Source organism: Xanthomonas translucens pv. undulosa, from assembly GCF_017301775.1.
Lineage (GTDB): Bacteria > Pseudomonadota > Gammaproteobacteria > Xanthomonadales > Xanthomonadaceae > Xanthomonas_A > Xanthomonas_A translucens.
Map to the genome: position 1 here is coordinate 2,753,648 of NZ_CP063993.1, position 24,992 is coordinate 2,778,639.

Annotated in this window: 17 protein-coding genes and 3 pseudogenes; 7 read left to right on the top strand and 13 right to left on the bottom strand. The window is 68.8% G+C overall.

Translation table 11 applies throughout. The features are described from left to right. Positions 1–2: 2 nt before the first annotated feature. Positions 3–1,056 (bottom strand): annotated as a pseudogene (locus ISN38_RS11575) (AarF/UbiB family protein); the annotation flags it as partial. A gap of 203 nt (positions 1,057–1,259) precedes the next feature. Between ISN38_RS11575 and ISN38_RS11580 the strand changes: the two are divergent. Beyond that, on the top strand, positions 1,260–2,384 hold the full coding sequence (locus ISN38_RS11580) for an XAC2610-related protein (protein WP_230938368.1): 1,125 nt from the start codon (positions 1,260–1,262) through the stop codon (positions 2,382–2,384). A 241-nt stretch (positions 2,385–2,625) separates the two neighbouring features. Here the strand turns inward: ISN38_RS11580 and ISN38_RS11585 are convergent, their stop codons facing one another. Then, positions 2,626–4,254 carry a dihydroxyacetone kinase subunit DhaK gene (locus tag ISN38_RS11585; protein WP_047325409.1) on the bottom strand — a complete coding sequence of 543 codons (1,629 nt, stop codon included), beginning with the start codon at positions 4,252–4,254 and terminating at the stop codon, positions 2,626–2,628. A 145-nt stretch (positions 4,255–4,399) separates the two neighbouring features. Here ISN38_RS11585 and ISN38_RS11590 point away from each other — a divergent pair, with 145 nt between their 5' ends. Further along, positions 4,400–5,320: a DUF808 domain-containing protein gene (locus ISN38_RS11590; RefSeq protein ID WP_068873535.1), complete on the top strand. Its 921-nt coding sequence runs from the start codon at positions 4,400–4,402 to the stop codon at positions 5,318–5,320. A gap of 126 nt (positions 5,321–5,446) precedes the next feature. Here the strand turns inward: ISN38_RS11590 and ISN38_RS11595 are convergent, their stop codons facing one another. The 3 genes from ISN38_RS11595 to ISN38_RS11605 form a co-directional block, all read right to left on the bottom strand. After that, on the bottom strand, positions 5,447–7,027 hold the full coding sequence (locus ISN38_RS11595) for a GGDEF domain-containing protein (RefSeq protein WP_068873534.1): 1,581 nt from the start codon (positions 7,025–7,027) through the stop codon (positions 5,447–5,449). Positions 7,028–7,210: 183 nt separating this feature from the next. Beyond that, positions 7,211–8,137 (bottom strand): carbohydrate kinase family protein, encoded by a 927-nt coding sequence (locus tag ISN38_RS11600; RefSeq protein WP_047325407.1) that lies wholly within the window; start codon positions 8,135–8,137, stop codon positions 7,211–7,213. Between the two features lie 446 nt (positions 8,138–8,583). After that, positions 8,584–9,876: a carbohydrate porin gene (locus tag ISN38_RS11605; protein WP_003473402.1), complete on the bottom strand. Its 1,293-nt coding sequence runs from the start codon at positions 9,874–9,876 to the stop codon at positions 8,584–8,586. Positions 9,877–10,575: 699 nt separating this feature from the next. Between ISN38_RS11605 and ISN38_RS11610 the strand changes: the two genes are divergently transcribed. After that, on the top strand, positions 10,576–10,899 hold the full coding sequence (locus tag ISN38_RS11610) for a DUF6172 family protein (protein WP_003473404.1): 324 nt from the start codon (positions 10,576–10,578) through the stop codon (positions 10,897–10,899). A gap of 248 nt (positions 10,900–11,147) precedes the next feature. On the opposite strand, the gene ISN38_RS11615 is transcribed toward ISN38_RS11610, so the two are convergent. Then, positions 11,148–12,419, bottom strand: a complete 1,272-nt coding sequence (locus ISN38_RS11615; protein WP_047325406.1) for a DEAD/DEAH box helicase — start codon at positions 12,417–12,419, stop codon at positions 11,148–11,150. Between the two features lie 666 nt (positions 12,420–13,085). On the opposite strand from ISN38_RS11615, the pseudogene ISN38_RS11620 reads away from it, so the two are divergent. Together ISN38_RS11620 and ISN38_RS11625 are read left to right on the top strand one after the other, a co-directional pair. After that, positions 13,086–14,048: pseudogene (locus tag ISN38_RS11620) on the top strand (IS1595 family transposase). Between the two features lie 49 nt (positions 14,049–14,097). Continuing rightward, on the top strand, positions 14,098–14,592 hold the full coding sequence (locus tag ISN38_RS11625) for a hypothetical protein (RefSeq protein ID WP_146170000.1): 495 nt from the start codon (positions 14,098–14,100) through the stop codon (positions 14,590–14,592). 343 nt (positions 14,593–14,935) lie between these two features. Here ISN38_RS11625 and ISN38_RS11630 read toward each other — a convergent pair. Beyond that, positions 14,936–16,041 (bottom strand): annotated as a pseudogene (locus ISN38_RS11630) (IS3 family transposase). Positions 16,042–16,495: 454 nt separating this feature from the next. On the opposite strand from ISN38_RS11630, the gene ISN38_RS11635 reads away from it, so the two are divergent. Then, the gene (locus ISN38_RS11635) at positions 16,496–17,110 is read left to right on the top strand and encodes a hypothetical protein (RefSeq protein WP_230939198.1); all 615 of its coding nucleotides are present in this window, start codon (positions 16,496–16,498) and stop codon (positions 17,108–17,110) included. 45 nt (positions 17,111–17,155) lie between these two features. On the opposite strand, the gene ISN38_RS11640 is transcribed toward ISN38_RS11635, so the two are convergent. The 4 genes from ISN38_RS11640 to pdhA are packed head-to-tail and all read right to left on the bottom strand — an operon-like array spanning position 17,156 to position 21,098. After that, positions 17,156–18,589 carry a dihydrolipoamide acetyltransferase family protein gene (locus tag ISN38_RS11640; protein ID WP_058361376.1) on the bottom strand — a complete coding sequence of 478 codons (1,434 nt, stop codon included), beginning with the start codon at positions 18,587–18,589 and terminating at the stop codon, positions 17,156–17,158. After that, positions 18,586–18,936, bottom strand: coding sequence for an SH3 domain-containing protein (locus tag ISN38_RS11645; protein WP_038239268.1), 351 nt, complete (start codon positions 18,934–18,936; stop codon positions 18,586–18,588). Before ISN38_RS11645 ends, ISN38_RS11640 begins: the two co-directional genes overlap by 4 nt. Before the next feature lies 1 nt (position 18,937). After that, positions 18,938–20,017, bottom strand: coding sequence for an alpha-ketoacid dehydrogenase subunit beta (locus ISN38_RS11650; protein WP_038239271.1), 1,080 nt, complete (start codon positions 20,015–20,017; stop codon positions 18,938–18,940). Next, positions 20,010–21,098 (bottom strand): pyruvate dehydrogenase (acetyl-transferring) E1 component subunit alpha, encoded by a 1,089-nt coding sequence (gene pdhA / locus ISN38_RS11655; RefSeq protein WP_206711819.1) that lies wholly within the window; start codon positions 21,096–21,098, stop codon positions 20,010–20,012. The genes ISN38_RS11650 and pdhA overlap by 8 nt, the downstream gene beginning before the upstream one ends. Before the next feature lie 102 nt (positions 21,099–21,200). On the opposite strand from pdhA, the gene ISN38_RS11660 reads away from it, so the two are divergent. Further along, positions 21,201–21,437 (top strand): hypothetical protein, encoded by a 237-nt coding sequence (locus ISN38_RS11660; RefSeq protein ID WP_139115918.1) that lies wholly within the window; start codon positions 21,201–21,203, stop codon positions 21,435–21,437. A 300-nt stretch (positions 21,438–21,737) separates the two neighbouring features. On the opposite strand, the gene ISN38_RS20935 is transcribed toward ISN38_RS11660, so the two are convergent. Continuing rightward, a complete protein-coding gene (locus ISN38_RS20935; protein WP_483444607.1) occupies positions 21,738–23,609 on the bottom strand; it encodes an endonuclease/exonuclease/phosphatase family protein in 1,872 nt (623 codons plus the stop codon). A gap of 18 nt (positions 23,610–23,627) precedes the next feature. After that, positions 23,628–24,971 carry a Calx-beta domain-containing protein gene (locus ISN38_RS20940; protein ID WP_484634810.1) on the bottom strand — a complete coding sequence of 448 codons (1,344 nt, stop codon included), beginning with the start codon at positions 24,969–24,971 and terminating at the stop codon, positions 23,628–23,630. Positions 24,972–24,992: the final 21 nt, after the last annotated feature.

A 24,992-nucleotide genomic window follows, 5' to 3' on the forward strand; every position in this document is an offset into this window, starting at 1 on the left:
GCCTAACGCCGTCCACGCTCCTCCCGCGCATGCGCACGGCGGTCGAACAGCACCGCGCTGGCGACGATGCCCAGGCCCAGCGCCACGCCGAGCAGGAACAGCACCATCGCGATGGCCGGATAGCCGAACAGCTTGGCGCCGGTGTCGATGCGCATCATCTGCGTGGAGGCCAGGATCAGCGCGGCGGTGACGATGCCGGCGGCGACGCGGTTGGCGATCTTCTGCAGGCTCTCCATCAGCCGCGATTCTTCCAGCCCGGCCACGCGCACCTGGAGGCGGTTGTCGGCGGCAAGCGACAGGATGTCCGACAGCTTGCGCGGACCTTCGCGCAGCAGCGCCTGCAGTTCCATCGCCTCGCTGGCCAGGTTCGCCGCCGACAGCGATTTCTTCAGCTGCGCGCGCATCACGTGCTGCAGCTGTTCCTCGACCACGCTGCGCCTATCCAGGTGCGGCGACAGCGCGCGGCACACCGCTTCCAGGTTCAGCAGGGTCTTGCCGAGCAGGCGCAGTTCCGGTGGCGTGCGCAGCCCGTAGGCGGTGGCGATGCGCACCATGTCCAGCACCACGCGGCCTTCGGAGGTGGCGTCGTGCGCGGCGTAGCGCGCGATCATCTGCCCGGTCTCGCGCTGGTAGCGGTCCTCGTCGAAGTCTTCCAGGCGCGTGCTCAGCGCGAAGGTTTCCTCGGCCACTTCCTCGCCGCGGCCATCGACCGCGGCGAACAGCAGCTTGAGCAGGCGCTCGCGCAGCTTCGGTTTCGTAGTTCAGCTCGGCCAGCAGCGCCTTGCCGAACTCGGCCAGCCAGTCGGCGAAGCGGATGCGCCGGCCCAGCCCGGTCAGTTTGTCGGCGGCGTTTGCGAAACTCTTCAGCACCTCCAGGTCCGAACGCACCTGCGCGGCCACTTCGGGCTTTTGCACCTTGATCGCCACCGGCGTACCGTCGCGCAGCGCGGCGCGGTGCACCTGCGCCAGCGAGGGGGTACCCAGCGGCGTGTCGTCGAACGCGGAGAAGGCCTTGTTGACCGCCACGCCGAGTTCGGACTCGACGATCTCGCGGATCCACCGGGAAAGGTTCGGCTCCGGAAATGGCGGGGATTACGGCGACCAGTCTGGCCAGGACCGGGTCGTCGTATGGTGAACCCCCGGTGGCCCGTGGCGCGCAGCGCACGGCGCGGATGGGCGGGCTGCTCTAGACTCCCTCGCTCAGGCACATTCGCCGACATCCAGGACATTCCATGCGATCGTTCTCTGCGCTTCTCCCCATGCGCGCCGCGTGGCGTTGCGGTTTCCTCCTGCTGGGCACGCTGTCGCTGGCCGCCACGGCGTCGGCCCAGTCGCGGCGCAGCGCCGACGCTGGTTTCGATGCGCAGGCCTTCGCCCACAGCCAGCACCGTACCTACGAAGTGCAGGATTTTTCCGACCGCTACCGGGCGACGCTGGAGATCGAGGACAACCGCGAGGAGTTCCGCCCCGGCATCGTGCGCGTGTTCGCGCGCGGCAGCGCCAAGCCGCTGATCGAGGTGGCTTCGCCCGAACTGGTGCTGGACCCCGACGCCCAGGGCGGCAAGGCCAAGGGCGAGCTGCACGAACTGCCGTACGCCAGGCAGAGCGTCATGATCTATGCCGACTTCAACTTCGACGGGATCAAGGACCTGGCGCTGATGGACGGGCAGAACAGTTGCTACCACGGCCCGTCCTATCAGGTGTATGTCGGTACCGCCAATGGCTTCGCGCCGAGTCCGGCATTCACCCAGTTGGCGCAGAAAAATTGCGGCATGTTCAAGGTGGATGCGCAGGCGCGCGAACTGCAGACCATGAGCAAGGACGGCTGCTGCTGGCATCGTTCCGCGGTGTACACGGTGCGCGACGGCGAGCCGTTGCTGCAGCGCGAATTGGTCGAGGACGCCAGCAGCGCGCCGGGCCTGGCCCAGGAGACGCGCTACCGCGACCAGGGCGGCAAGCGCGTGGCGCAGACGCATTACCTGTGGGACGAGCACGGCAGCACGGCGATGGTGCCGCACAAGATCCTGCTGGAATTCCGCCTGGCCCCTGCCGGCAAGCGCATCGTCGTGTTCGCCAGCGAGCAGAACGGTCAGTTCGGTAAGCCGTACTACGCGGCGATCGGCGCGCAGCAGCAGGTGGAGTTGCTGTACCCGGATGGCAAAGGGGAAAGCTTCGCCTACGACGCTGCGCGGCATACGTTGAGCTTCGTGCGCGGCGCCACCACCTACCGCATCGTCGGCGACGCCCAGGGCGTGCCGCAGCGCATGGACGTGGTGGCGCGCGGCAAGACCCAGCCGCTGGCGCTGCAACCCGGCTCGGCGCACGGCTCGCTGCAGGCGGTGGCGCAGGCGCTGCGCGCTGCGCAGGCGGCCGTGGCGCAGTAAGTAGCAGCATGCCTCGCTGTCCCCTGTAGGAGCGGCTTCAGCCGCGACAGGCATCCTCGGTAACGCCCGTCGCGGCTGAAGCCGCTCCTACAACGGGCTTGCGGCGTGCGTGCGGGGTGCACTGTGGGAGGGACTTCAGTCCCGACTGTGTCCGACGCCATGCAACTGGCCGGCGCCGTTGGTCGCGGCCGAAACCGCTGCTACAGGTCCGCGCCTGTCTGCCGCGGCGCAGTGTCGGCGTTCATCCACGCCACGCCGCGAACGCACGCGCCACCGCGTCGGCGCCCGGATCGGCCACGCCGCGCAGCGCGTCCGCCGGTACCGCGGCCGCGCGGCCGGCGCGGGCCTGGGTCAGCTGCGCGGTGGCATCGGCGCCGGCACGCGCCGCGCGTGCCGCGTCGTCGGCGCTGCCGCCGCGCGCCAGCGCGTGCAACGCCGGCAGCAGCGCGTCGAGCATGGTCCGGTCGCCCAGTTGCGCGCCGCCGTAATGCTGCATCCGCGCCACGCCGGCCTGCAGCGCCGGCACCCACCCATGCCCGGCCTCCAGTTCGGTGGCCGCGGTGGTGAACAGGATCGACAGCAGCACGCCGCTGGAACCGCCCATGCTGCGTTCGATCGTCGCCGCCAGGCCGTGCGCCAACGGCGCGGCCGCGCCGGTCGCCATCGCGTCTTGCTGCAGCGCCTGCTGCAGCGCGCGCGCGCCGGCGGCGAAGGTGCTGCCGGCATCGCCGTCGCCGGTCTGCGCGTCGAGTGCGTCCAGCTCCGCCTGCGCGGCGATCAGCGCCTGCGCGACCCGGGCCAGCGCCGCAGCGCGCTGCGCATCGCGCACGCCGTGCCGGAACGCATTGCTGCGCGACAGCGCGGGGGTGAAGTGCACGGGCGCGTGCGGCACGCGCACGCCCGGCCAGCCCACGGTCTGCACAGGCGATCGCAATGCGGCGAGCACGTCGGCGTCGGCCGGCGCCAGGGTGATCGAGAAGCCGTGCATGTCCATCGAAGTCATCAGCGCGGCCGGCAGCGTCATCAAGGCGATCCGCTCGCTGCCGATGCGTTGCAATGCCAACCGGGTCAGCACGCCCAGTTCCTGGGTGGAGCAGCCGCCCAGGTCGTTGAGCAGCAGCACCAGCGGCGCGTCGGCGCCGTAGCGCGCATCGGCCTGCGCCAGCAGCGGATCCAGTACCAGCGCCAGCGCGTCCTCGATCGAGGCCGGCTGCACCTTGCGCGTACCCGGCTCGTTGTGAATGCCCAGGCCCAGTTCCGGCGCGCGGCGGCCGGTGTGCCGGCCCGGCACGGTGCAGCTGGACAACGCCATGCCCAGCGACAGCAGGCGTTCGGCGAAGGCCTGGCCGCGCTGCGCCAGCTCGGCCAGGGCTACGCCTTCGCGCGCCAGATGGCCGACATACTTGTGCACCAGCACCGTGCCGGCGATGCCGCGCGGCTGCGCGGCGTCGGGCAGGGCGATGTCGTCGGCGACCAGCACGCTGGCCACGTCGATGCCTTCGGCGCGCGCGCGCTCGGCGGCCAGGCCGAAATTGAGCCGGTCGCCGGTGTAGTTCTTGATCACCAACAGCACCCCGGGCGCGTCGGCGCAGGCGCGGATCGCGGCCAGCACCGCGTCCACCCCCGGCGAGGCGAACAGGTCGCCGGCGATGGCGCCGCTGAGCATGCCGGGGCCGACGAAGCCGGCATGCGCCGGTTCGTGGCCGGCGCCGCCGCCGGACAGCACCGCCACCTGCGCCGGGTCGCGCGCGGCCTGCAGCACGATGCGGGTGCCGCTGGCGGGGTCCGAGCGCAGCAGCGGTTGCAGCGCGGCGACGGCGTCGAGCACGTCGTCGACGATCGCGCGCGGGGCGGTGAGGAACTGGTCCATGTAGATCCTTCGCAGGCGGCATTGGTCTGCCGCGCACGGTAGCCGAGCCGGCGTTATGCGCGGTTGAGGCGGTGCGCGCCGCTCACGCAGCGGGCGCGCGGAATCGGCGAGAATCCGCGCTCATCCCCCCGAATGGAATCCCCGCATGGCCGGCGCCAGCCTGTTCACCCTGCTCGACGATATCGCCTCGCTGCTCGACGACGTGTCGATCCTGACCAAGGTGGCGGCGAAGAAGACCGCCGGCGTGCTCGGCGACGACCTGGCGCTGAACGCGCAGCAGGTCACCGGGGTCAACGCCGACCGCGAGCTGCCGGTGGTGTGGGCGGTGGCCAAGGGCTCGCTGCTCAACAAGGCGATCCTGGTGCCGGCGGCGCTGGCGATCAGCGCCTGGCTGCCGTGGGCGATCACCCCGCTGATGATGATCGGCGGCGCGTTCCTGTGCTTCGAGGGCGTGGAGAAGCTGGCGCACCGCTTCCTGCATTCCAGGGACGAGGACGCGCAGCGCCATGCGCAAACGCTGCAGGCGCTGGCCGACGAAAAGGTGGACGTGGTCGCGTTGGAGAAGGACAAGGTCAAGGGCGCGATCCGCACCGATTTCATCCTGTCCGCGGAGATCATCGTGCTGTCGCTGGGTGTGGTCGCCGGGGTGCCGTTCTCCCAGCAAATCATGGTGCTGGTGGCGATCGCGCTGGCGATGACGGTCGGCGTGTACGGCTTGGTCGCCGGCATCGTCAAGCTCGACGACCTGGGCCTGTACCTGACCCGCAAGGGCGCCGCCGCGGCAGCGGTCGGCCGCGGCATCCTGTGGCTGGCGCCGTGGTTGATGCGGGTGCTGTCGATCGCCGGCACCGCGGCGATGTTCCTGGTCGGCGGCGGCATCCTGGTGCACAGCATCGGCCCGCTGCACCACGCCCTCGAAGGCCTCGCGCCGCAGGGCGCCTGGGGCAGCGTGGTGCTCAACCTGGGCAATGCGCTGGTCGGCATGATCGCCGGGGCGCTGGTGCTGGAGGCGGTGATGCTGTTCCAGAAAGTTCGGGACTCTGGACGCGGGACGCGGGACGCGTAACAACGGGCGCAGTGGGTGCGGATGGATTGCGACTGCGCGTTGCGTTGCGCCGTCGCCGGGATCACGCTCTGCGAGTCCCGCGTCCCGCGTCCCGCGTCCCGCGTCCCGAGTCCCGAGTCCCGGCCATCAATCCGCTGAAATCACCCGGTTCTTGCCCGCCTTCTTGGCCTCGTACATGGCACGGTCGGCGCGCTTGACCAGCACGTCCTGGGTCTCGCCGGCGCGGCGCATCGCCACTCCGGCGCTGAAGCTGATGAACACGCGCTGGTCCTCGTGCACCAGCGCGCGCTGGGCCAGGGCGCGCTGCACCCGGGTCACCGCTGCGGCCGCTTCGAAGATGGTGCAGTCGGGCATCAGCAGCAGGAATTCCTCGCCGCCGAAGCGCGCGATCGCGTCGCTGCCGCGCAAGGTGGTGCGCGCCACCTCGACCACGTGGCGTAGCGCGGCGTCGCCGCCGGGATGGCCGTAGATCTCGTTGAGCGTGCGGAAATCGTCCAGGTCCAGCATCGCCACGCACAGCGGCTGGGTGCTGCGCTCGGTGCGCACCAGTTCGCGCGCGAACAGCTCGTCCAGCCCGCGCCGGTTGAGGCTGCCGGTGAGCTGGTCCACCCGCACCAGCCCGCTGACGTCCTGCAGCTCCTGTTCCAGGCGCAGGATGCGCTGCTCCGCCGCGTCCACTTCCTGGCGCGCGGCGGTCAGGTGGTCGCGCGCGCGCAGCGCCTGCTGCTGCACGTGGCCGGTGTCCTGCAGCACTTCCTGCAGCAGGCGGTTGAGGTCGCCGATGCTGCGCGCGTCGCGGATGGTCTGCGAATAGTCGGCGATGCGGTCGTGGAATTCGCTGGTGCTGATCGCCATGCCATCCAGGTTCTCGACGAAGGACACCATCATGTCCTTCATCGCCTCCTTGGATTCGGCGATGCCCTGCTTCAGCAGGCCCTGCTTGTAGATCACCTCGCGCAAGCTGCCGCGCGCTTCCTCGATCGAATAGCGGTCCAGCGGGCCGCTGATCATGTCGCGCACCACCGCGATCTGGCCCTGCAGCCAGCTGGTGTCGTCGAGCAGTTCGCCGACGTTTTCCAGCAGCAGGTCGAACAGACCCAGCAGCAGGGTCTGCTGCTCCTGGCTATCGCTGGCGCGCAGCGACACCTGGTGGCACAGCTCGCGCACGCGCTGCGCCACCGGCTCCAGCGGCAGGCCCGGGCGCCATTGGCGCAGCGCCTCGCCGGTAGCCTCCGATGCGTTGGCCAGTTCCGGCAGGGTGTGCAGCAGCGAGGCCAGCGCGCCGGCGATGGCCTGGCGCAGCAGGTCGCGCAGGCGTTCGGTGTCGCTGGGCCCGGCCAGCGGATCGCCGACGTCGATGGTGCGGATGTACTTGTCGATCAGCTGGCGCAGCGCGCGGCCGTAGCTGGGCCAGTCGCTGCTGCTGGCGGCCGATTGCAAGCGCCGGCCCATGTCGCCCAGTTCGCCGTGCAGGCCGGCCATGCCGTCGGCGAAGGCATGGAGCAGGTCCAGCGGCGTGTGGGCGTGGTTGAACAGGCGGATCAGCGCCGCGGTCACCGCGGCCGGATCGGTATGGTCGCCCGGCGCCGCATGCGCATGCGCATGCGGCGCCAACGTCGCGGCTGCCGGCGTTGCCGGTTCGCGACGGCGCGGCGACAGCAGCTTGCGCAGGCCGCCGGCGGGTGGCTCGTCGCGTTGATCCGGCATGTGGGCTGTACCTCCCCAGTAAACGCGCCGCCTTGCCGCAAACGCGGCGTACATGGCGACACTCAGGAACAGGATATCGGCGTTCGCAGCGCGGGCTTGAGCCGGCAGCCGCCAGCCAGCACCGTGCCACGCAGGCTGGTGGCGCGACAACAGGGCGGCCTATTCGGGAATGGAGCGCACGCTCTACAGCGCGGCGCGGACCTCGTCCAGGCTGGGCGGGTTGGCGCCGGCGCGGGTGCAGTTGATCGCCGCCGCGGCCACGCAGAAGTTCAGCAATTGCTGCAGCGCCGCTGCCGACTGGCCCAGCGCGGCGAGCGCGGCCAGGTCGGGCAACTGGTGCAGCAGCGCCGCCTGGAAGCTGTCGCCGGCGCCGACCGTATCGGCCACCTGCACCGAGCGCCCGGCCACGCGCGCCTCGGCCTCGCCGCGCCAGGCCACCGCGCCGTCGCTGCCCAGGGTCATCACCACCAGCGATGGGCCCTGCTGCAGCCAGCTGCGCGCGATCGCGAACGGATCCTGCTGCGGGTATAGCAATTCGATGTCCTCCTGGCTGACCTTGACCACGTGCGCCAGCGCGATCCAGCGCGCCAGCCGCGCGCGCCACACCGCCATGTCCGGCTCCACCGTCGGCCGCACGTTCGGATCCAGCGAGATCAGCCGCTGCGCGCGTTCGCGCTCGGCCAGGGCCTGGAAGGTGCTGGCGGTGGTCTCGGCGACCAGGGTGTAGGAGCCGAAATGCAGGCCGCCGACCGTGGCGTCGAGCGCCGGCAGGTCGGTGGCGGTCAGTGCGCGGTCGGCGCAGCCGGTGCCGTAGAACGAATAGTTGGGCACGCGCTGCGCGTCCAGCGCGACCATCACCAGGGTGGTCGCCTCGCGCTTGTCGATGCAGTGCTGCAGCGCCACGCCCTCGTGTTCGAGGGTGCTGCGCAGCTGGCGGCCGAGCGGATCGGTGGACAGCCCGGTGAACAGCGCCGACGGCGTACCCAGGCGGGCCAGGCCGATCGCCACGTTGAACGGCGAACCGCCCTGGCGCGCGGTCATGCCGACCGCGGTACCGGCGTAGCCGTCGATGAAGATGTCGTACAGGGCCTCTCCACACACCACGAACATCGAACGGCTCCTCGGTTGGCTGCAGCGGCGCCGGGCGGCGCGATGGGCGGCTATTGTGGCGTACAAGCCGCAGCGCGGCGACCATGCGCGGCGGTGTGGAATCGTGGTGGCTGCCTGGGTGTGGGGTGCGAGGCTGCGCCCGTACCCTCATCCGCCCCTGCGGAGCACCTTCCCCGAGAAGGGGGGGCATGGTCCCGACGGGAGAAGGAACAGTCGGGACCATGGCCCCTCTCCCGTCGGGACAGAGGGTGTGAGGGTCGTGGGTACAGGCGCCAGGCGGACGCGCATGCAGGCATCAGCTTGCGATCGGGATCGCCAGGTCGGCGGCGTGGCGCCCAGGTGACCGTAGCGCCGCTGCGGTCCCGCGCCGTCGCGCCCGCGCAGGCCGCGCCCGCGTGGCGCCGCGCCGCGTCGCCATCGATGCGACGCGACGCGGCGCGCGGCGATCAGAAGTTCATGCTGACGCGCAGGCCGCCGACCACGCCGTTGTTGTCCTTGATCCCGTTGGCGTTGCGGATGTACTGCAGGTTCGGCATCAGCGACAGCGCCGGGGTGATGGCGTACTGGTAGTTCAGTTCCAGCGGATATTCGTAGCCCTGCACGCCCACCGCCGCCGCCCCGGCCGGCAGCGCGACGTTGTAGCGGCGCTGCGCATCGCCGAGGCGTTCGCTGACGCGGGTACGGCCGGCCGCAAAGCCGATGCGGTCGTCCGGGCGGGAGGCGAACGGCGCATCCAGCCACGCGCCCAGCTGCAGCATCTGGTCGATGCGATCGGTGTCCTTGTCGGCCTGCACCCAGTTGCCGAACAGGCGCAGCGTGCTGCCGCCGGGTCCGCGCCACAGCACCTGCTCGGCGGTGGCGTAGTAGCCGCTTTCGCTGTCCATCGTCGTGGTGGCGGCGTCGCTGACGTCCGACGGCAGGCCGCTGACGGTGACGGTGTTGCGGTAGTCGGCGCTGTTGCGCCAGCCGCCGACGCGATAATGGCCTTGCAGGCCGTCGCCGAAGGTGGGCAGGTACTCGATCTCGGCCACCACCAGCGTGCCCTGGCTGTCGCCGTCGGTGCGCAGTTTCAGGCCCTGGTCGCGGTCCAGGTTGTTCGGGTTGACGTCGTAGGCGCCGAGCTTGAAGCGCCAGGCGTCGTTGGGCTTGAACGCGACCACCGCGCCGTACTGGCTGATCGGATCGACGTACCAGCCGTTGCTGACGTAGCCGGGCAGGCCGCCGCAGACGCTCAGGTTCTGGAACTTGCAGGAGAACGAGAAGAAATCGCCGTTGGCGTAGAGCCGGCCGAGCTTGATGCTGAGGCGCTTGTCGAACAGTTCCTGGGTCAGCGAGAACTGGCTCAGGCGCGTCACCGGAGCGCGGCCGTGGATCTCCTGCACCGACAGCAGGGTCGGAAAGCCGGCCGTGTCGTTGAGCGAGTCGCCGTTGCGGTTGGCCACTTCGACCTTGAAGGTGGCGCCACGCCAGGCCCACAGCTTGTCCAGGTCGAAGGTACCGGCCAGGAAGAACTGGTCGGCATAGGCGTAGGTGTCGTCGCGGCTGCCGCCGACGTTGTTGTGCGCGAACTCGCCGGTGTAGGACAGGCGCAGATCCACGCCGCTGTCGACCAGGCGGGTGCGGGTGCCGCCCCAGTCGCCGGTCAGGGTCTTGGCCGGATCGACATCCTGTGCGGCGGCCTGCGCGCAGCACAGCGCTGCCGACAGCGCCGCCAGGGCGATGCATCGGGTCTTTTTCATGGGCGACTCGCTTGGTACGGGGCCGGCATGGGGGCGCGGCCGGTCATGGAAAGGACGCCGGCGTGGCGGTTGCCGGCGCTTGGGGGCAGGTGGCGGTGGCGGCGTGTGCAAGGTGCGGAGCGAAACAGGCGCTGCGGCCCGCGCCGCTGACCCGGCAGCGGGAAGCGGTACGGCGGACGGCGGCTGTGCATGGATGGAACACATGGCCTCCCGGTTGCCCATCGCGCTGCGCTGGACTGGATGAATGCGAATGCAACCCCTGTGGCCGGAGCATATCGTCGCCACGCTCGTTTCATGTTCGTTATTTTTCGAATTAGATCTTTCTTGTTTTTCTTTGTTCAGGATGAGTGGGCAATGTCGCCCGCAGTGCGTGCTCCGCGGCACCCGTGGCGCCTTGTGCGGCAGGGGTCTTGAGGTTCGAGCAGGCCGCGCTGCGGGCGTTGATCATCGCTGCTACCGCTACCCGGCGCAGCGGTGGAACCGCGACCTTTGCTGCGTCGCAGCGTCCGGAACAGGCGCAGGCGCCGCTGCGGTGGCGCCGCGCACCGACGATTGGTCAAACCGCAGTGCGGGGCCGTGTTCTGGCACCATGGCGGCCCGCCGCGCACGCAGGCGGCCAGCGCGACGGCCTGTGCCGCCAGCGGCCGCGGCCGCGCGTGCCCGGCCACCGCGTTCCCTCTTTCCAGGATCCTCCCCGCAGTGAAGAAGACCTACCAGCTCCGTATCGAAGGCAAGCACCCCGACCGCCTGCTCGACGCCAGCAAGCACGACATCCGCAAGTACATCCGCCGCGAACGCCGCAAGACCTTGCCGGCCGGTGCCGACTACTGGGATTTCGACACGCTGTTCGGCGCCGAAGAGGCCAACGCCGCGGTGGTGCCGCCGGCCGAGCTGCTGCGTTCGATCGACGCGCTGGTCGCCACGGGCGGCACCCAGTTCTACGTGGAAATCCGTAGCAAGCCGGGCAAGCGCACGCCGCGGCCGCAGGGCGATGCCGCCGTGGCCGATCCGTTCGACGATTGAGGGCGGTTCGCGCATCTGCCTGCGGGAGCGGATCCGGGTGGCCTGCGGGCCATCGGCCGCGATGATCGAGGCGGGGACGTTGCGGCTGCGGTCGCGGCTGAAGCCGCTCCTACAAGAGCGTGCTGCCCTCCCTGTAGGAGCGGCTTCAGCCGCGACCGACAGGATCGGCGCACGCAATGCATCGGATCGCTGGCGACCGCCGCGCTGCGCAATAGCGCGGGCATCTCTCGCCATGGCCGCGAACGCGGTCAATCCTTCGCAGGCAGCCCGCCAGCGCCCGTCGCACTCGCCGCGCGCAGCTTGTCCTTCTTGCTCGGGCGCTTGCCCTTGATGCCTCCCGCCTGCGGCGCCGCTTCGGCGGCGGTCACGGCCGCCGAAGCCGGTTCGAAACCGGCGATGCGCTCGCGCGGCACGCGCAGCTGCTGGCGCTTTTCGATCAGGCGCAGGTGCGTGGCGCTGGTCGCATCGACGAAGCTCACCGCCAGGCCGTCGGCGCCGGCGCGCCCGGTGCGGCCGATGCGGTGGGTGTAGTCGGCGGTGGCGCGCGGCAGGTCGTAGTTGACCACCACCGGCAGTTGCGCGATGTCCAGCCCGCGCGCGGCCACGTCGGTGGCGACCAGCACCTGCAGCTGGCCGCTCCTGAAGCCGGCCAGCGCCTGGTTGCGGCGGCCCTGGCTCAGTTCGCCGTGGAACGGCTGCGCCGACACGCCGGCCTTGTGCAGTTTCTCGGCCAGGTTGTCGGCGCCGCGCTGGCTGGCCACGAACACCAGCGCCTGCGGCCAGGCCTCGCTGCGCAGCAGGTGCCGCAGCAGCGCGGTGCGCTGCGTGCTGTCCACTTCGATCGCACGCTGGCGGATCGTCGCCGGGACCGCGGCGGCGGCGTCTTCGCCGATGCGCCGCGGTCCGCGCAGCAGGCGTTGCGCCAGCCCTTCCACCGCGGCCGGGAAGGTGGCCGAGAACAGCAGTGTCTGCCGGCGCCGCGGCAGCAGCGCCAGGATCCGGCCCAGTTCGGCTTCGAAGCCCAGCGCCAGCAGGCGGTCGGCCTCGTCCAGCACCAGCGTGCGCACTGCGCCCAGGTCGAGTGCGTTGTGTGCGGCCAGGTCGAGCAGGCGACCCGGCGTGGCCACGACGATGTCGGCACCGCCGCGCAGCTTCAGCATCTGCGGATTGATCGAGGCGCCGCCGGCGACCGCGGCCACCTTGATGCGGCGCGGTAGGTAGCGTCCCAGTGCCTGCAGAGTGTCGCCAACCTGCGTGGCCAATTCGCGGGTCGGCACCAGCACCAGGCCGTGCACGCGGCGGCCAGGCGGCAGCAGCGCCGCCTGCTGCAGCAGCGGCAGCGCGAACGCGGCGGTCTTGCCCGAGCCGGTCGCGGCGCAGGCCAGCAGGTCGTCGCCGCGCAGGATCGGCGCGACCGCCTGCGCCTGGATCGGCGTGGGCGCGGTGTAGCCGGCAGCGTCGAGCGCGCGGGAAAACGCGGGCAGCAGCTCGGGGGCGAGGCCCAGCGTGGCGAATGGCATGCAGCGAGGTCCGGAAGGTAGGGCGGCGAAACCAATGCCGCCGCGATGCTCCGCGACGGACGTAGCCGCGCAGCCTACCCGCAGCTGGACGTCTATGCGAGGCGTGCGCGCCTGTGAGTGTCGATTGTCGCCGATCGAGAGATGGTCGGTCAGTTGGTCAGGGGCGGCGGACAGCTGCGGCATGCCCTGGCGTCGTGTGGGAAACGGTCGCCGCAGCCGCCGCTCGCAGGCAAGGCGGCGCGGCGTACGGAAAACTTGGCGTCGTGCTGGGCTCGGTGCAGAGCCGATCGTGCGTGGCAGCGACGTGCGCAGGCGCCTTGCCATGCGCAACCAAGTCTGTTTGGACGCGCAGACTCGCTACAGCTTTATGCATAGACGAGTAATGCTGCAGACGCCGAGCGTTCATAGCAACAATGATTGGTTACTGCATGGGCTGAGACGTCCTAGCAGAGGCGTGGCCTCGAACAACTGTCAGACGCTATATCCACAGAATGCAAATGAAAATTTAATGGCTTTGCGGGTAGCCTCTAGTCGACGTACCCCAGCCCTGAGTAGCGGTCAGGTTTAGAGTCCTCCTGATTAGCCCTGACCCTCAGCCAATAGTCGCAGGATCTGCGCCATGCTGGGTAGAGGCTGGCGCCACCTGAAAGCCGACGAGGTGGCGTGATGAGCATCAATGCCGTGCAGTTCCAGCCTGGATTGTCGATGTCCCAGTTCATCGCATGGTACGGCACCGAGGCCAAGTGTTATCGTACTTTGTACAAGTGACGTTGGCCGCAGGGTTTCCGTTGTCCGTCCTGTGCCGGACGGACTCGGTCGCGTTTCAAGCGCGGCGCGGCGATCTACTACCAGTGCTGCGCCTGCCACCATCAAACCACCTTGATGGCCGGCACGATGTTCGAAGGAACCAAGCTGCCGCTGCGCACCTGGATGCTGGCCTTGCACCTGTTGACGGCAACCAAGACCAATCTGGCGGCGCTGGAGTTGATGCGCCATCTGGGCGTCAACTACAAGACCGCCTGGCGGATGAAGCACAAGATCATGCAGGCCATGGCCGAGCGCGAGGCCACGCGCACACTCAGCGGGTTCGTGCAGATCGACGATGCTTACCTGGGCGGGGAGCGCAACGGCGGCAAAGCCGGACGCGGATCGGAGAACAAACAGCCGTTCCTGATTGCCGTGCAGACCGATGCCACCTTCGCTGCGCCGAGTTTTGCGGTGATCGAGCCGGTGCGCAGTTTCGACAACGCCTCGCTGCAGGATTGGACCGCGCGTCGCCTGGCGCCGGAGTGCGAGGTCTACACCGATGGACTGGCCTGCTTCCGTCGGCTGGAAGACGCCGGGCACGCGCATACGACACTGGACACCGGCGGAGGGCGGGCGGCGACTGAAGCGCCTGGCGCGCGCTGGGTCAACGTCGTGCTGGGCAACCTCAAACGCGCAATCAGCGGCGTGTATCACGCCATCGCGCAGAGCAAATACGCAAGGCGCTACCTGGCCGAAGCCGCCTATCGTTTTAACCGCCGATTCCGCTTGCGCGAGATGCTGCCGCGACTCGCAACTTCCATGATGCGTTGCAAGCCTTGCCCAGAGCCGGTTCTGCGTGCAGCAAGCAATTTTCATGGCTGAGGGTCAGGGCTAATCAGGAGAGTCCTTGACTTATAATGTGAGGTGCTAGATGAAGAATAATAAGAGAATTGTATTGATCACGCTAATGATCTTGGCGTTATTGGTAAGCATTGCGGCCACGGCTTCGTCGGCAAAAATTAATGCTGGTGTCTTGTCGACTTACTTTGGCCAGTCAGCGGGTGACTATATTGTTCCCGGAAAGCCCCTGGTTCAGCAGTTTGGAGAAGCTCTGAGTGGTCCGCCAAACAAAGACGGCGACGCTGGGAATGGCTTAACATTGATAGCAGGCTGCCGATACAAAAGCTGCATCGAGAAAGGTGCGGTTGCGATTAGGAGCGATAACACGGTCGAAGCCGCTGGACTCATACACTTTAGTTGCAGGGCCGACACTAAAAAGTCGGGCGCCTCCTGCTCAAAAGATCCTACCTTCACGTTGTTCGTGCCGAGGATTAATAAGAACCTAGATGCAGAGATATCAGTCCTGAGGTGGGCGCATGAATACGCACCAGATGCTACTTTTGAAAAAGTAACTTTAGAGAAATGACGGAAGCATGCCAAAAATAAGGGCGGACAGAGCTATCATTGTCTTGACCTGATTTGAATTCGCTATCCCTATCTCCGTGTGACGCCGCTTCACACGGGGGTATTATTTATTTTACTGGGGGGTAATTGAGATTGCTGTTTAAAAAGAAAAGAAAACGAAATAGTGATTTTCTAATCCAAGTATTGCATGGAGCGCAGTGGTGAGAGAGCTGACGAACGAAGAGCTGTTCCTAGTAGCAGGTGCAGCGGCCGCTGCGGATGTCGATCCAAGTGAGCCATCCACTGATTTTCCACCAGTCGTAGTTAACCCACCTCCAAGTCCACCTCTGTCGACTCCCCGCAATTCAGTGCCAGCCAAAACGAGAGGTCTGCGGTTGATGTTGATCACGGAACTCGGCGGGCGTTAGCCCGCCCAGGCTGTCGTGCGGGATCTGGTGGTTGTAGTCGGCCAGCCAGTGTTCGGTCTGTTCGCGAACCTCGCTCAGCGTGCGGAAGAGATGCATGTCCAGCACGCCGCGCCGGTAGCTGCCGTTGAAGCGTTCGATGAAACCGTTTTGCATCGGCCGTCCCGGCTCGATGAAGTCCAAGGCGATGCCTTTGCGCTCGGCCCACTCAGCCAAGGCTAAAGCGACAAACTCCGGGCCATTGTCCAAGCGAAGTTTGGCGGGATAGCCGCGCCAGGCTGCGATGCGCTCCAAGGTGCGGATGACGCGGGCGGCCGGAAGATTCAAGTCCACTTCGATCGCCAAGGCTTCCCGGCTGAAGTCGTCGATGACAGTGAACGCGCGGAAACGTCGACCATCCCACAGCGCATCGGACATAAAGTCGATCGACCATCCAGCATTGGGGCGTGCTCCGCATGTCAGCGGTTGTGGGTGACGGGTCCGGACCCGGCGCCTGCTGCGACGCCGGTGATTGAGCTACATCAGGCAATACACGCGCCACACCCTTTTGTGATTCCACACATGTCCGCGACGGCGGATGATCTGAAAGAGCTTTCCAAAACCACGCTCGGGGAAGCGCTCGGCCAATTCGGACAACAGCGCAACGACCTCCTCATCCCGGTCGGGACGACGCCGATAGCGCTGTCGAGCGAGCCACGCCAACGACCGTACAGGCACGGCGCTCGCTCCAGCCATGCTGCTCGATGAGCCAGGCAAGAAGCGGGCGTTTGTGCGCCGGGTCTACAGCTTTTTTGCGATGACATCCTTGAGTGCATGGTTTTCCATGGCGAGCTCGGCGTACATGCGTTTGAGCTTGCTGTGCTCGGTCTCCAGGTCGCGAAGGCGCTGCACGTCAGCAGCCTCCATGCCGCCGTACTTGGACTTCCAGACGGAGTACGTCGCGTCGGAAATACCAGCTCACGGCGCACATCCTTGACATGGCGGCCGCCCTCAACCTGCTTCAGCGTGGCGACGATCTGGCTCTCGGTGAATTTGCTCTTGCGCATCGTTGGTCTCCTCGGTGGCTAGTGTGCCCGGAGACCTCTAGTTATGGATGGATCAATTTTACGGGGAGTCGACAGTCGACACACGCAAGCCACGATTCGGCATTGGCGAAGATGGCAAAAAACCGCATGTTTTACGCTGGATTACGCACAATGCGGGCGTTTGATTGCGATACTTTTCTGGGCTGTAGAAAAGCGCCGGCGATGCCTGCGCGAGATACATGGAGTTAATCGTAGACGTGGGCGATCCAAAACGCGCGGCAAGTCACCGTTGCGGACATTGCCGATTGCCGCCGCGCAGAGCGGATTGCTATATAGCTGTCGCCTCGGTGCGCTGTTGTTGCCCGCCGAGTCTCCCTCCTCCTTTTGGAATCGCAACCGTATGCGCGGTTCGCCACTGTGGCCGATGTCGGCTGCGCTCGCTGCGGCGATGCGCGGATGCTGGCGGTGTGCGCCCGTGCTGGCCGTACGGCAGCGCGTGCGCCATCCCACCGCATACCGCGTGCTCGGCATGGCGCTGGTCGCGGTGGTGCTGGTCCCGCCGTCGCTTTCGGCGCAGGTGGCGGATATCGGCGCGTTACGGCAGGCGGCGACCGGCGCGCGCTTCAGCTACGGACATTCCACCTATCGCCTGATTCCCGGTGCGGTGGTGCGCCTGCACGCCGAACAACGCCTGCGCGGGCCGCATCCGGCCGATGCCGGGGACCGCGTTGCGGCACGGGTCGGCCCGTATGCGATCGTGCTGGGGCGCGAGGCCCGCGACGCGGCGCATGCGCCGCCGGATCCGTCCGCGCCGGACGAACGCCTGGTCGCGGCGATCAACGAACTGACCGCGCAGACCGTGCTGGTCGCGCCCAAGCTCAAGTTGTTCGGCACCACCCCGGCGGTGGCCGACGCGCTGGCGCGAAGGACCGGCGGCACCACGGTCTATGCCTCGGCGATGGATGGCAGCGCGGCGATCCGCTACGGCTCGGTCGAGGCAGCGCATGCGGCGCTGGTGCAACTGCAGAAGGCCAGGGGCGTGACCGAGGTGGCGCTGCAGGTCATCCAGAGCGTCGACGAGCGCAACTAATGGATCGCCACGCCGCCGCCGTAGTGTTAGGCGGCGGCGCGCAGTTCAGCCGGCCAATGCCAGCTCATCGAGCATCGCGCGCAGGAAGCGCGCCGCCTCGCCGCCGGTGCAGGCGCGATGGTCGAAGCTCAGCGACAGCGGCAGCAGCTTGTGCGTTTCCACGCCGCCCAGCACTGGCACCAGTTGGTGGCGGGCGCGGCCGGCGGCGACGATCGCCACGCACGGCGGCACCACGATCGGGGTGGCGTAGCGGCCGGCGAACATGCCGAAGTTGGACAGCGAGATGGTGTAGCCGCTCAGTTCCGTGGCGGCGATGCTGCGCGCCTCCACCTGCTGGCGCAGGCGGTTGACGCCCTCGCGGATGCCGCGCGCATCGAGCATGTCGGCGTTGCGCAGCGCCGGCACGAACAGGCCATCGTCGGTGTCCACGGCGATGCCGATATCCACGTGCGCGTGCAGGGTGCGGGTCAGCGCCTCGCCGTCGAACCAGGCATTGAGCGCCGGCACCGCGTGGCAGGCGGCGACGATCGCGCGCACCAGCCGCGCGGTCATGTCGTTGCCGGGTGCCCAGGCGTGCAGGTCGGCATCGTCGTTGAGCGTGGTCAACACCACCTCGCGTTGCGCCTGCGCCATCACCCGCGCCATGTTGCGGCGCACGCCCTTGAGCGGCTCCGGCTGGCCGTGCGCGGCGGGGCCGGGCGGTTGCGTGCGCATGGGCTTGCCGGTGGCGGACAGTGGCGTGCGTGAGGATGCTGCAGTTTTTGCAGGAGCGGCTTCAGCCGCGACCTGCGGCGGCGGTGCGGTCGCGGCTGATGGCCCGAGGCCACCCTGAGCCGCTCCTACAACGGCCGAACCGTCGGCGGCAGCCTGCTTCACGTCGGTCAGGGTCACTGCGCCGTCGCCGCCGCTGGCGCGTACCCGGGTCAGGTCCACGCCCAGTTTCTTTGCCAGCGCGCGCACCGCCGGCATCGCGCGGACCCCGCCGACCGAGACCGTGCGCTCGCTGTGTACGGCGTTGGAGCTCTGCATCGCACCGACCACGGTGCCGGCGTCGTTGCGTGCGCCATCGCCCGGCGCCGCGTCGGCATCGCGCAGTTCGCCGCCGGTGTCGGAGGCGATCACGCGGTCGTTGTCGCCCGGCGCATCGGCACCGGCGCCCTTGCCGGAGCTGGCCGGCGCCGCGCCGCCGTGGTGGTGGCCGGTGTCCTGGCCTTCGGCACGCTGCGGCATGCTGGCGTCGGGCGCGAACTGCGCCAGCATGCTGCCGGTGACGATGATGTCACCCGGCGCGCCGGCCAGTTTCAGCACCTTGCCCGAGACGGGCGAGGGTACTTCGACTACCGCCTTGGCGGTTTCCATCGACACCAGCGGCTCGTCGAGCTGGATGGTGTCGCCTTCCTTGACGAACCATTCGACGATGGTGGCGTCGGGCAGGCCCTCGCCCAGGTCGGGCAGGTTGAAGTTCTTGGTTTGGCTCATGTGGTCTCTTCCAGCAGTTCCAGGTCGCGCGCCGGCAGCCAGCCCTGCACGCCATCGGCGCGCTCGGCCCACCACCAGTCGCCGTATTCGTGATGCAGGGTCACGGTGTCGCCCTGCACGGCATCCAGTTCGCGCGCGTCGTAGTCGCGCAGCGCTTCGGCGCGGCCGTCGCCGGTGGCGCGCAGCCAGGCCAGTGGCGCCCAGCCGGCGTTGCCGGCCGCGGTCGTGGTCCAGACGAACGCAGGCCATTCCTCGTCGCGCACGCCCAGCAGCACGCGCTCGCCGGCGGCGAAGCGGATCGGGTGCGGGTAGGCGGCGCGGTAGTCGCTGAGCAGGCGCGCCCGCATGTCAGCCTGCGGCGACGGCACGCTTGGCCGCCGCGACGATCTTGTCCACGCTCGGCAGGTATTTCATCTCCAGCCGGAACAAGGGAATGTGGGTGTCGTAGCCGGTCACGCGCTGCACCGGCGCGACCAGGTCGTACATCGACTGCTCGGCCAGGCGCGCGGCGATCTCGGCGCCGAAGCCGGCGCTGCGCGGTGCCTCCTGCACGATCACGCAACGGCCGGTGCGCGCCACCGATTCGGCGATGGTGTCGAAGTCCAGCGGGCGCAGCGTGGCCACGTCGATGACCTCGGCGCTGATGCCGTCGGCGGCCAGTGTGTCGGCCGCTTCCAATGCTTCCTTGACCTGTGCGCCCCAGGCGACCAGGGTCACGTCGCTGCCCTCGCGCAGCACGAAGCACACGTCCAGCGGCAGCGCCTCGCCGTCGTCGGCGACCACTTCCTTGTACTGGCGGTAGATGCGCTTGGGCTCCATGTAGATCACCGGATCCGGCTCGCGAATCGCCGCCAGCAGCAGGCCGTAGGCGCGCTGCGGCGAGGACGGCAGTACCACGCGCAGGCCCGGCACGTTGGTGAAGATGGCCTCGTTGGCCTCGCTGTGGTGCTCCGGTGCGCGGATGCCGCCGCCCCACGGCACGCGCAGCACCATCGGGCAATGCAAGCGGCCGCGGGTGCGGTTGCGCAGGCGCGCGGCGTGGCAGATCAGCTGATCGACCATCGGATAGACGAAGCCGTCGAACTGCGCCTCGGCTACCGGCTTCATGCCCTGCGCGGCCAGGCCGACGCTGAGGCCGGCGATGGTGGTTTCGTCCAGCGGCGTGTCCAGCACGCGCTGCGTGCCGAAGCGCTGCTGCAGGCCGGCAGTGGCGCGGAACACGCCGCCGTTGACGCCCACGTCCTCGCCCAGCACCAGCACCGACGGGTCGTGCTGCAGTTCCCAGGCCAGGGCCTGGGTGACGGCTTCGATCAGGGTAATGGGGGGGCTGGTCATGGGGCTGTCTCCGCGCGCTGTGGCCGCGCTGTGGGCGGTGCCGGCCGCGTGTGCGGCGGCCGTGTCGGCGAGACGAGGGCTGAACTCATCCATGGCGCTGCTCCAGGGCGATGGCGTCGGCGCGCTGTGCGAGCAGGTCCGGCGGCGGATCGGCATACAGATAATCGAACATCGCTTCCACCGGCTGCACCGGGGTGGCCAGGTAGGCATCGACCTCGATGTCGACCAGGCGCGCGCATTCCTGCTTCCACGCCGCTTCCTCGGCCTCGTTCCACAGGCCCTGCGCGGTCAGCCAGGTGCGCAGGCGGGTCAGCGGCTCGCGCTCCCAGGCGTGCTTGACCTCGTCGGCGTCGCGGTAGCGGCGCGCGTCGTCGGCGGTGGTGTGGTCGGACAGGCGGTAGGTCATGAATTCGATGACCATGGCGCCCTGGCCACACAGCGCGCGCTCGCGTGCCTGGCGCATCGCTTCCAGCACCGCGATCAGGTCGTTGCCGTCCACCTGCAGGCAGTGCAGGCCGCCGGCCAGGCCCTTCTGCGCCAGGGTCTGCGCGCCGGTCTGCGCCGCGCGCGGCACCGAGATCGCCCAGCCGTTGTTGATCACGCACAGGATCAACGGCAGCTGGTAGGCGCCGGCGGAATTGAGTGCGGCATAGAAATCGGTCTTGGAGGAGCCGCCGTCGCCGCAGGTGGCGACCGCGACATGGCCTTCGTTGCGCAGTTTGAACGCCAGCGCGGCGCCGGCGGCATGCAGGCATTGGGTGGAGATCGGTACGCAGATCGGGAAATCGCGGGCCGCGTCGGAATCGCGCAGGAAGTCGCTGCCGCGTTCGTCGCCGCCCCAGTACAGCAGCACCTCGCGCGGGCGCACGCCGCGCATGAACATGACGCCGTACTCGCGGTAGCTGGGCGCCAGCACGTCGCCGCTGCGCATCGCCGCGCCGATGCCGATGTGGGTGGCCTCGTGGCCCAGGCACGAGGCGTAGGTGCCGAGTTTGCCGGTGCGCTGCAGGGCGACCGCCTTGCTGTCGAAGGTGCGCACGTAGAGCATCTGCTTGAATAGCGACAGCAGGGTCTGCGGGTTGGCCGAGTCGGCCGGGAGAGCGCCGCGAGCCGGCTGGCCGTCCGCGTCGAGGTACTGCAGGTACTGGATTTCGAACTGGGCGGCGATGGTCATGACAGCGGCACTCTCGACAACAAGTTTCAAATGATATGACCGCCATGTTAAGGACGGCGTGCACAAAAGCTGTCCTGCACCGCAGCACGGGATCTTGCTGGATTGCAGCAAAAACGCGCGGTGGGTTGGCTGTGCGCATTGCTGGCGTTCACATGGGCGATTGCTGCGTTGCGGTGGGTGGTCGTGCAGCGTGTGTGGATGTCCAGCGATGGACGCGTGGGGCTGGGCGTGATGGCGGGCTGCCGTGGTGTTCGGGCGATTGCGCAAATGCAATTGCTTGAGCAAGAGAAGAGCTTTCGCGCCTGCCGGCGCGAGTCACTTTTGTCTTGGCAAAAGTAACCAAAACCGCTCCCGCCCGACACGAGCCGGTGCGATACAGCCGCACCGGTCCCCTGCGCTCCTCGCGGCGAGCGGCACGGCGCCCAAACTCGCTTCGCTCAAACAAGGGCGCCTCTTCGGCCGCTCACCGCTGCGGTGCTCGGCTCGCTTTAAGGCGGACCCTCACCCCAATCCCTCTCCCGAGGGGAGAGGGGCTTCGATAGCGGAGGCTTCAAGGGCTACTGCTGCTTCTGGAGCGACGGCAAAAGAAAAGGCGCGGCTTTGTGGCCGCGCCCTTGTTCTGCCCGAAGACAGTTGCGCTCAGCGGCCGATGCGGGTGCTGAAGCGTGCGGTGTCGTCGGATGGGTCGGCATCGGCCGAGGCCGAGTTGGCGCTGGCTTCGATCACGATGCTGCGGTCGGCCGGTAGCGGGCGGGTCGCGGTGGTCAGGGTGAACGCGGTGCTGGCGCCCGGTGCCAGATCGGCGCGGGTGCTGCACTTGTACTGCGCGCTGCGCAGGCCGTGGGTCTGGCGCACGCACTGCCAGCCGCGCGGCGGAAGCAGTAGCGGCAGCACCGACAGTGTGTTGCCGCTGACGCTCAGGCTGGCGCGCTTGACCGGCGCATTGCCATGGTTGACCAGGGCGAGGCGGTAGTTGGCGCTGAACGCGGTCAGCGGCAGCGTCGCCGGGCCGTCGATGCGCAGCGCCAGGTTGCCGGCAGGCGCGGCCTGCACCGCCACTTCGGCGTTGGCGCCATTGTTGCCGCCATTCGGGTCCTTGGTCTGCGAGGCGACCGAGGCGGCCAGGGTCAGCGTGCGCCCGATCAGTTCGGCGCCGGCCGGCACCGCGACCTCGAAGCGCTGCGCCGCACCGGCGGCGAAGTGCGCCGTGGTGCAGGTCACCACGGTCTGCGCGGCCACGTCCGGCGCGGCGAAGTCCCAGCCCGGAGCGGCGGTCACGGGCGGGGTCACCGCCGCGTCCAGGGCGAAGGCGACCGCGGCGAAGCGGGCCGCATTCGGGCCGGCGTTGCCGAGCGCGACGCTGTAGCGGATGGTGTCGCCGGCGTAGACCGCGGCATTGGCCGCATTCGCGGTCACGCTCAGGTCGGCGCGCTGCAGCAGCTTGAGCGTGAGCAGCACTACCGCCGGCTCGTGGTCGGACAGCCGCGCCGGCGAGTTGGCGTCGTTGCGCGCGGTGGCCGGGAAGTCGGCGTTGAGCCGCGCATGGCTCTCGCTCAGCGTCGCGACCTGCGCCGAGTTCATCAGCGCGCGGTTGGCCAGGATGTGGTCCAGCGACTGCACGTTGCCGTCGTAGGCGTAGGCGTAGGCGTAGCTTTGGTCCGGCGTGGACAGCAGGGTCAGGTTGTACAGATCCGGCGTGACCAGATCCGCGCCGTCGCCATCGACCACGGTCTGCGCGTCGGCCGAGGGCAGGCCGGTCACCGTGCCCATCGCATCGACGTAGCCGTCGTTGAACTCGAAGGCGTTGAAGTCGCCCATTACCAGCAGCTGCTCGCCGGGATCGGCCACTTGCCGCGCCTGCAGCAGGTCGGCCAGGAATACCGCCTGCGCCTGGCGCTTGGCGCGGATGCGCAGGCCGCTGGCGTCGTCGGTCTCGGCACCGTTGAGCGAACGCTGGTGCACCTCGACCATGGTTAGCGGCAGCGTGCGGCCGTCGGCGAAATGCACGATCGCCTTCAGCAGCAGCGGCGGGCGGTCGTTGAGCAGGCTGCTGCCTCCGGCCGGCTCGGTCCAGGTGGTGGCCTTGCCTTGCTGGCTGACAGAGCGCACTTCCACGCGGGCGATGCCGGCGCCGACCGCCGCGGTCTTGACCAGGAAGCCGACGTCGATGCCGCCCACGTCGTTACCTTCCTGCAGATAGGCCACGTACTGCGGATCGGGCTGGCCGGCGGCGAGCGCATCGGCGTTGACGCGCGCGGCCAGGGTCTGCAGCACGCTCAGGCTTTCCACTTCCACCGTGCCCAGGATGTCGGGCGTGTTGAGGTAGTTGCGGATCGCCAGCGATGCCTTGTTGAGCCGGCCCTGGTAGGCGGCCGCGGTCAGCATCGGTTCGCCGATCGCCGGGTCGTTCTGGTCGTCGAAGAAGCGCTCCATGTTGTAGGTGGCGACGTTGACGTCGTCGGCCTGCGGCGCGGGCGCAGGCTTGGGCTGGTCGGCGCCGTTGCACTGCACGCTGGGCGCGGTTTCCGGTTAGATCGTGTAGCGGCGGAAGCTGTAGTCCAGCGGGCCGCTGACGCCGAGCACCACGCAGCCGCCGGCCACGTCGATGCGCTCGCCGCCGAGGCCGGCGCTGCCCACTGCGATCACCTGCGGGTTGGTGTTCCAGCGCGGCACGTCGGCCGGTGAGCCGGCCGGCAGCGGGTCGGGCTGCTGCACGCTGGCGCTGCGCCAGGCGCGCGGCAGGCCGGTGACCACCGCATGGAACACGCCGTTGCTGCTGGCGGTGGCGTTGGTTTCGTTGACGCTGCCGCCGGTGGGTGCATTGACGGTCAGGCTGGGCACGTTGACGCGCATGCCTTCCAGGCGCTCGAGCTGGTCGTAGGCGCCGTTCGGGTCGGGGAAGCGGGTGGTCAGCGTCACCGCGGCCGGCAGCGGGTTGCCCGTTGACTGCAGCAGCACGGTCGGTGTGCCCAGTGCGGTCAGCGGCGGCTGGGTCGGGTCGGCGCTCGGCACGTATTCGAGCACGGTGGCCTGCACCCGCACCGCATTGCCCACCGCGGCCTCGGCCGGCGGCGCGCTGCCGGTGTAGACGTAGATGCCTTCGGAGGTCTGCGGATCGGCATCGGCCTGGGCGTCGGGCGCCTGCAGGAAGAAGCCGGCGCTGCGCCGCGCGGTGACGATACCGCTGGTGGCGACGATCTGCCCGACCAGCGGCGAATGCGCGCCGCTGCCCTGGATGCTGTGGATCGGCACCAGGTTGAAGTCGTCGTTGAGGATCACCGCGCTGGCGGTCAGCGCGGCCGGCAGCGCGCCGCTGATGCCGCTGATGTCGAGGGAGAAGGTTTCGTCGGGTTCGTTGGCGGTGTCGCCGTTGACCAGCACGCTGACCTGCGCGCTGCTCTCGCCGGCGGCGATGCTCACATCGGTCGCGGCCAGGGCCTGGTAGTCGCTGCCGGCGCTGGCGCTGCCGTCGCGGGTGGCGACGCTGAAGCTGACCCCGCCGCTGCCGGCAGGCTGGCTCAGAGCGATGGTGAACACGAATGCGCTGCTGCCGCTGTCGCCTTCGCCCCGGCTGAGGTTGGCCACGCTAGCCACCGGCTGGTTGCCGCCGCCGCACAGGTTGGCGGTCGCGGCGCTGTTGCGCGGTGTCGGCGCGGCGGTGGCGAAGTCGGCGTTGTTGTTGTCGCTGTCGCTGCCGCCGCCGCTGCCGCGCAGCACCGCCAGGGTGTTGCTCGGCGCGGCGCTCGGCGCGGTGCCTTCGGCGCAGCTGGCGCTGCTGCCGTAGCCGACGAAATCGACATTGCCGGCGGGGCAGGCGCCGCTCAGCGCGGTCGTCGCGTTGCTGAGCGCGAGCTTGCCGGCGGTGCCGCTCATCGCGGTGGTGCCGGTGGCGTC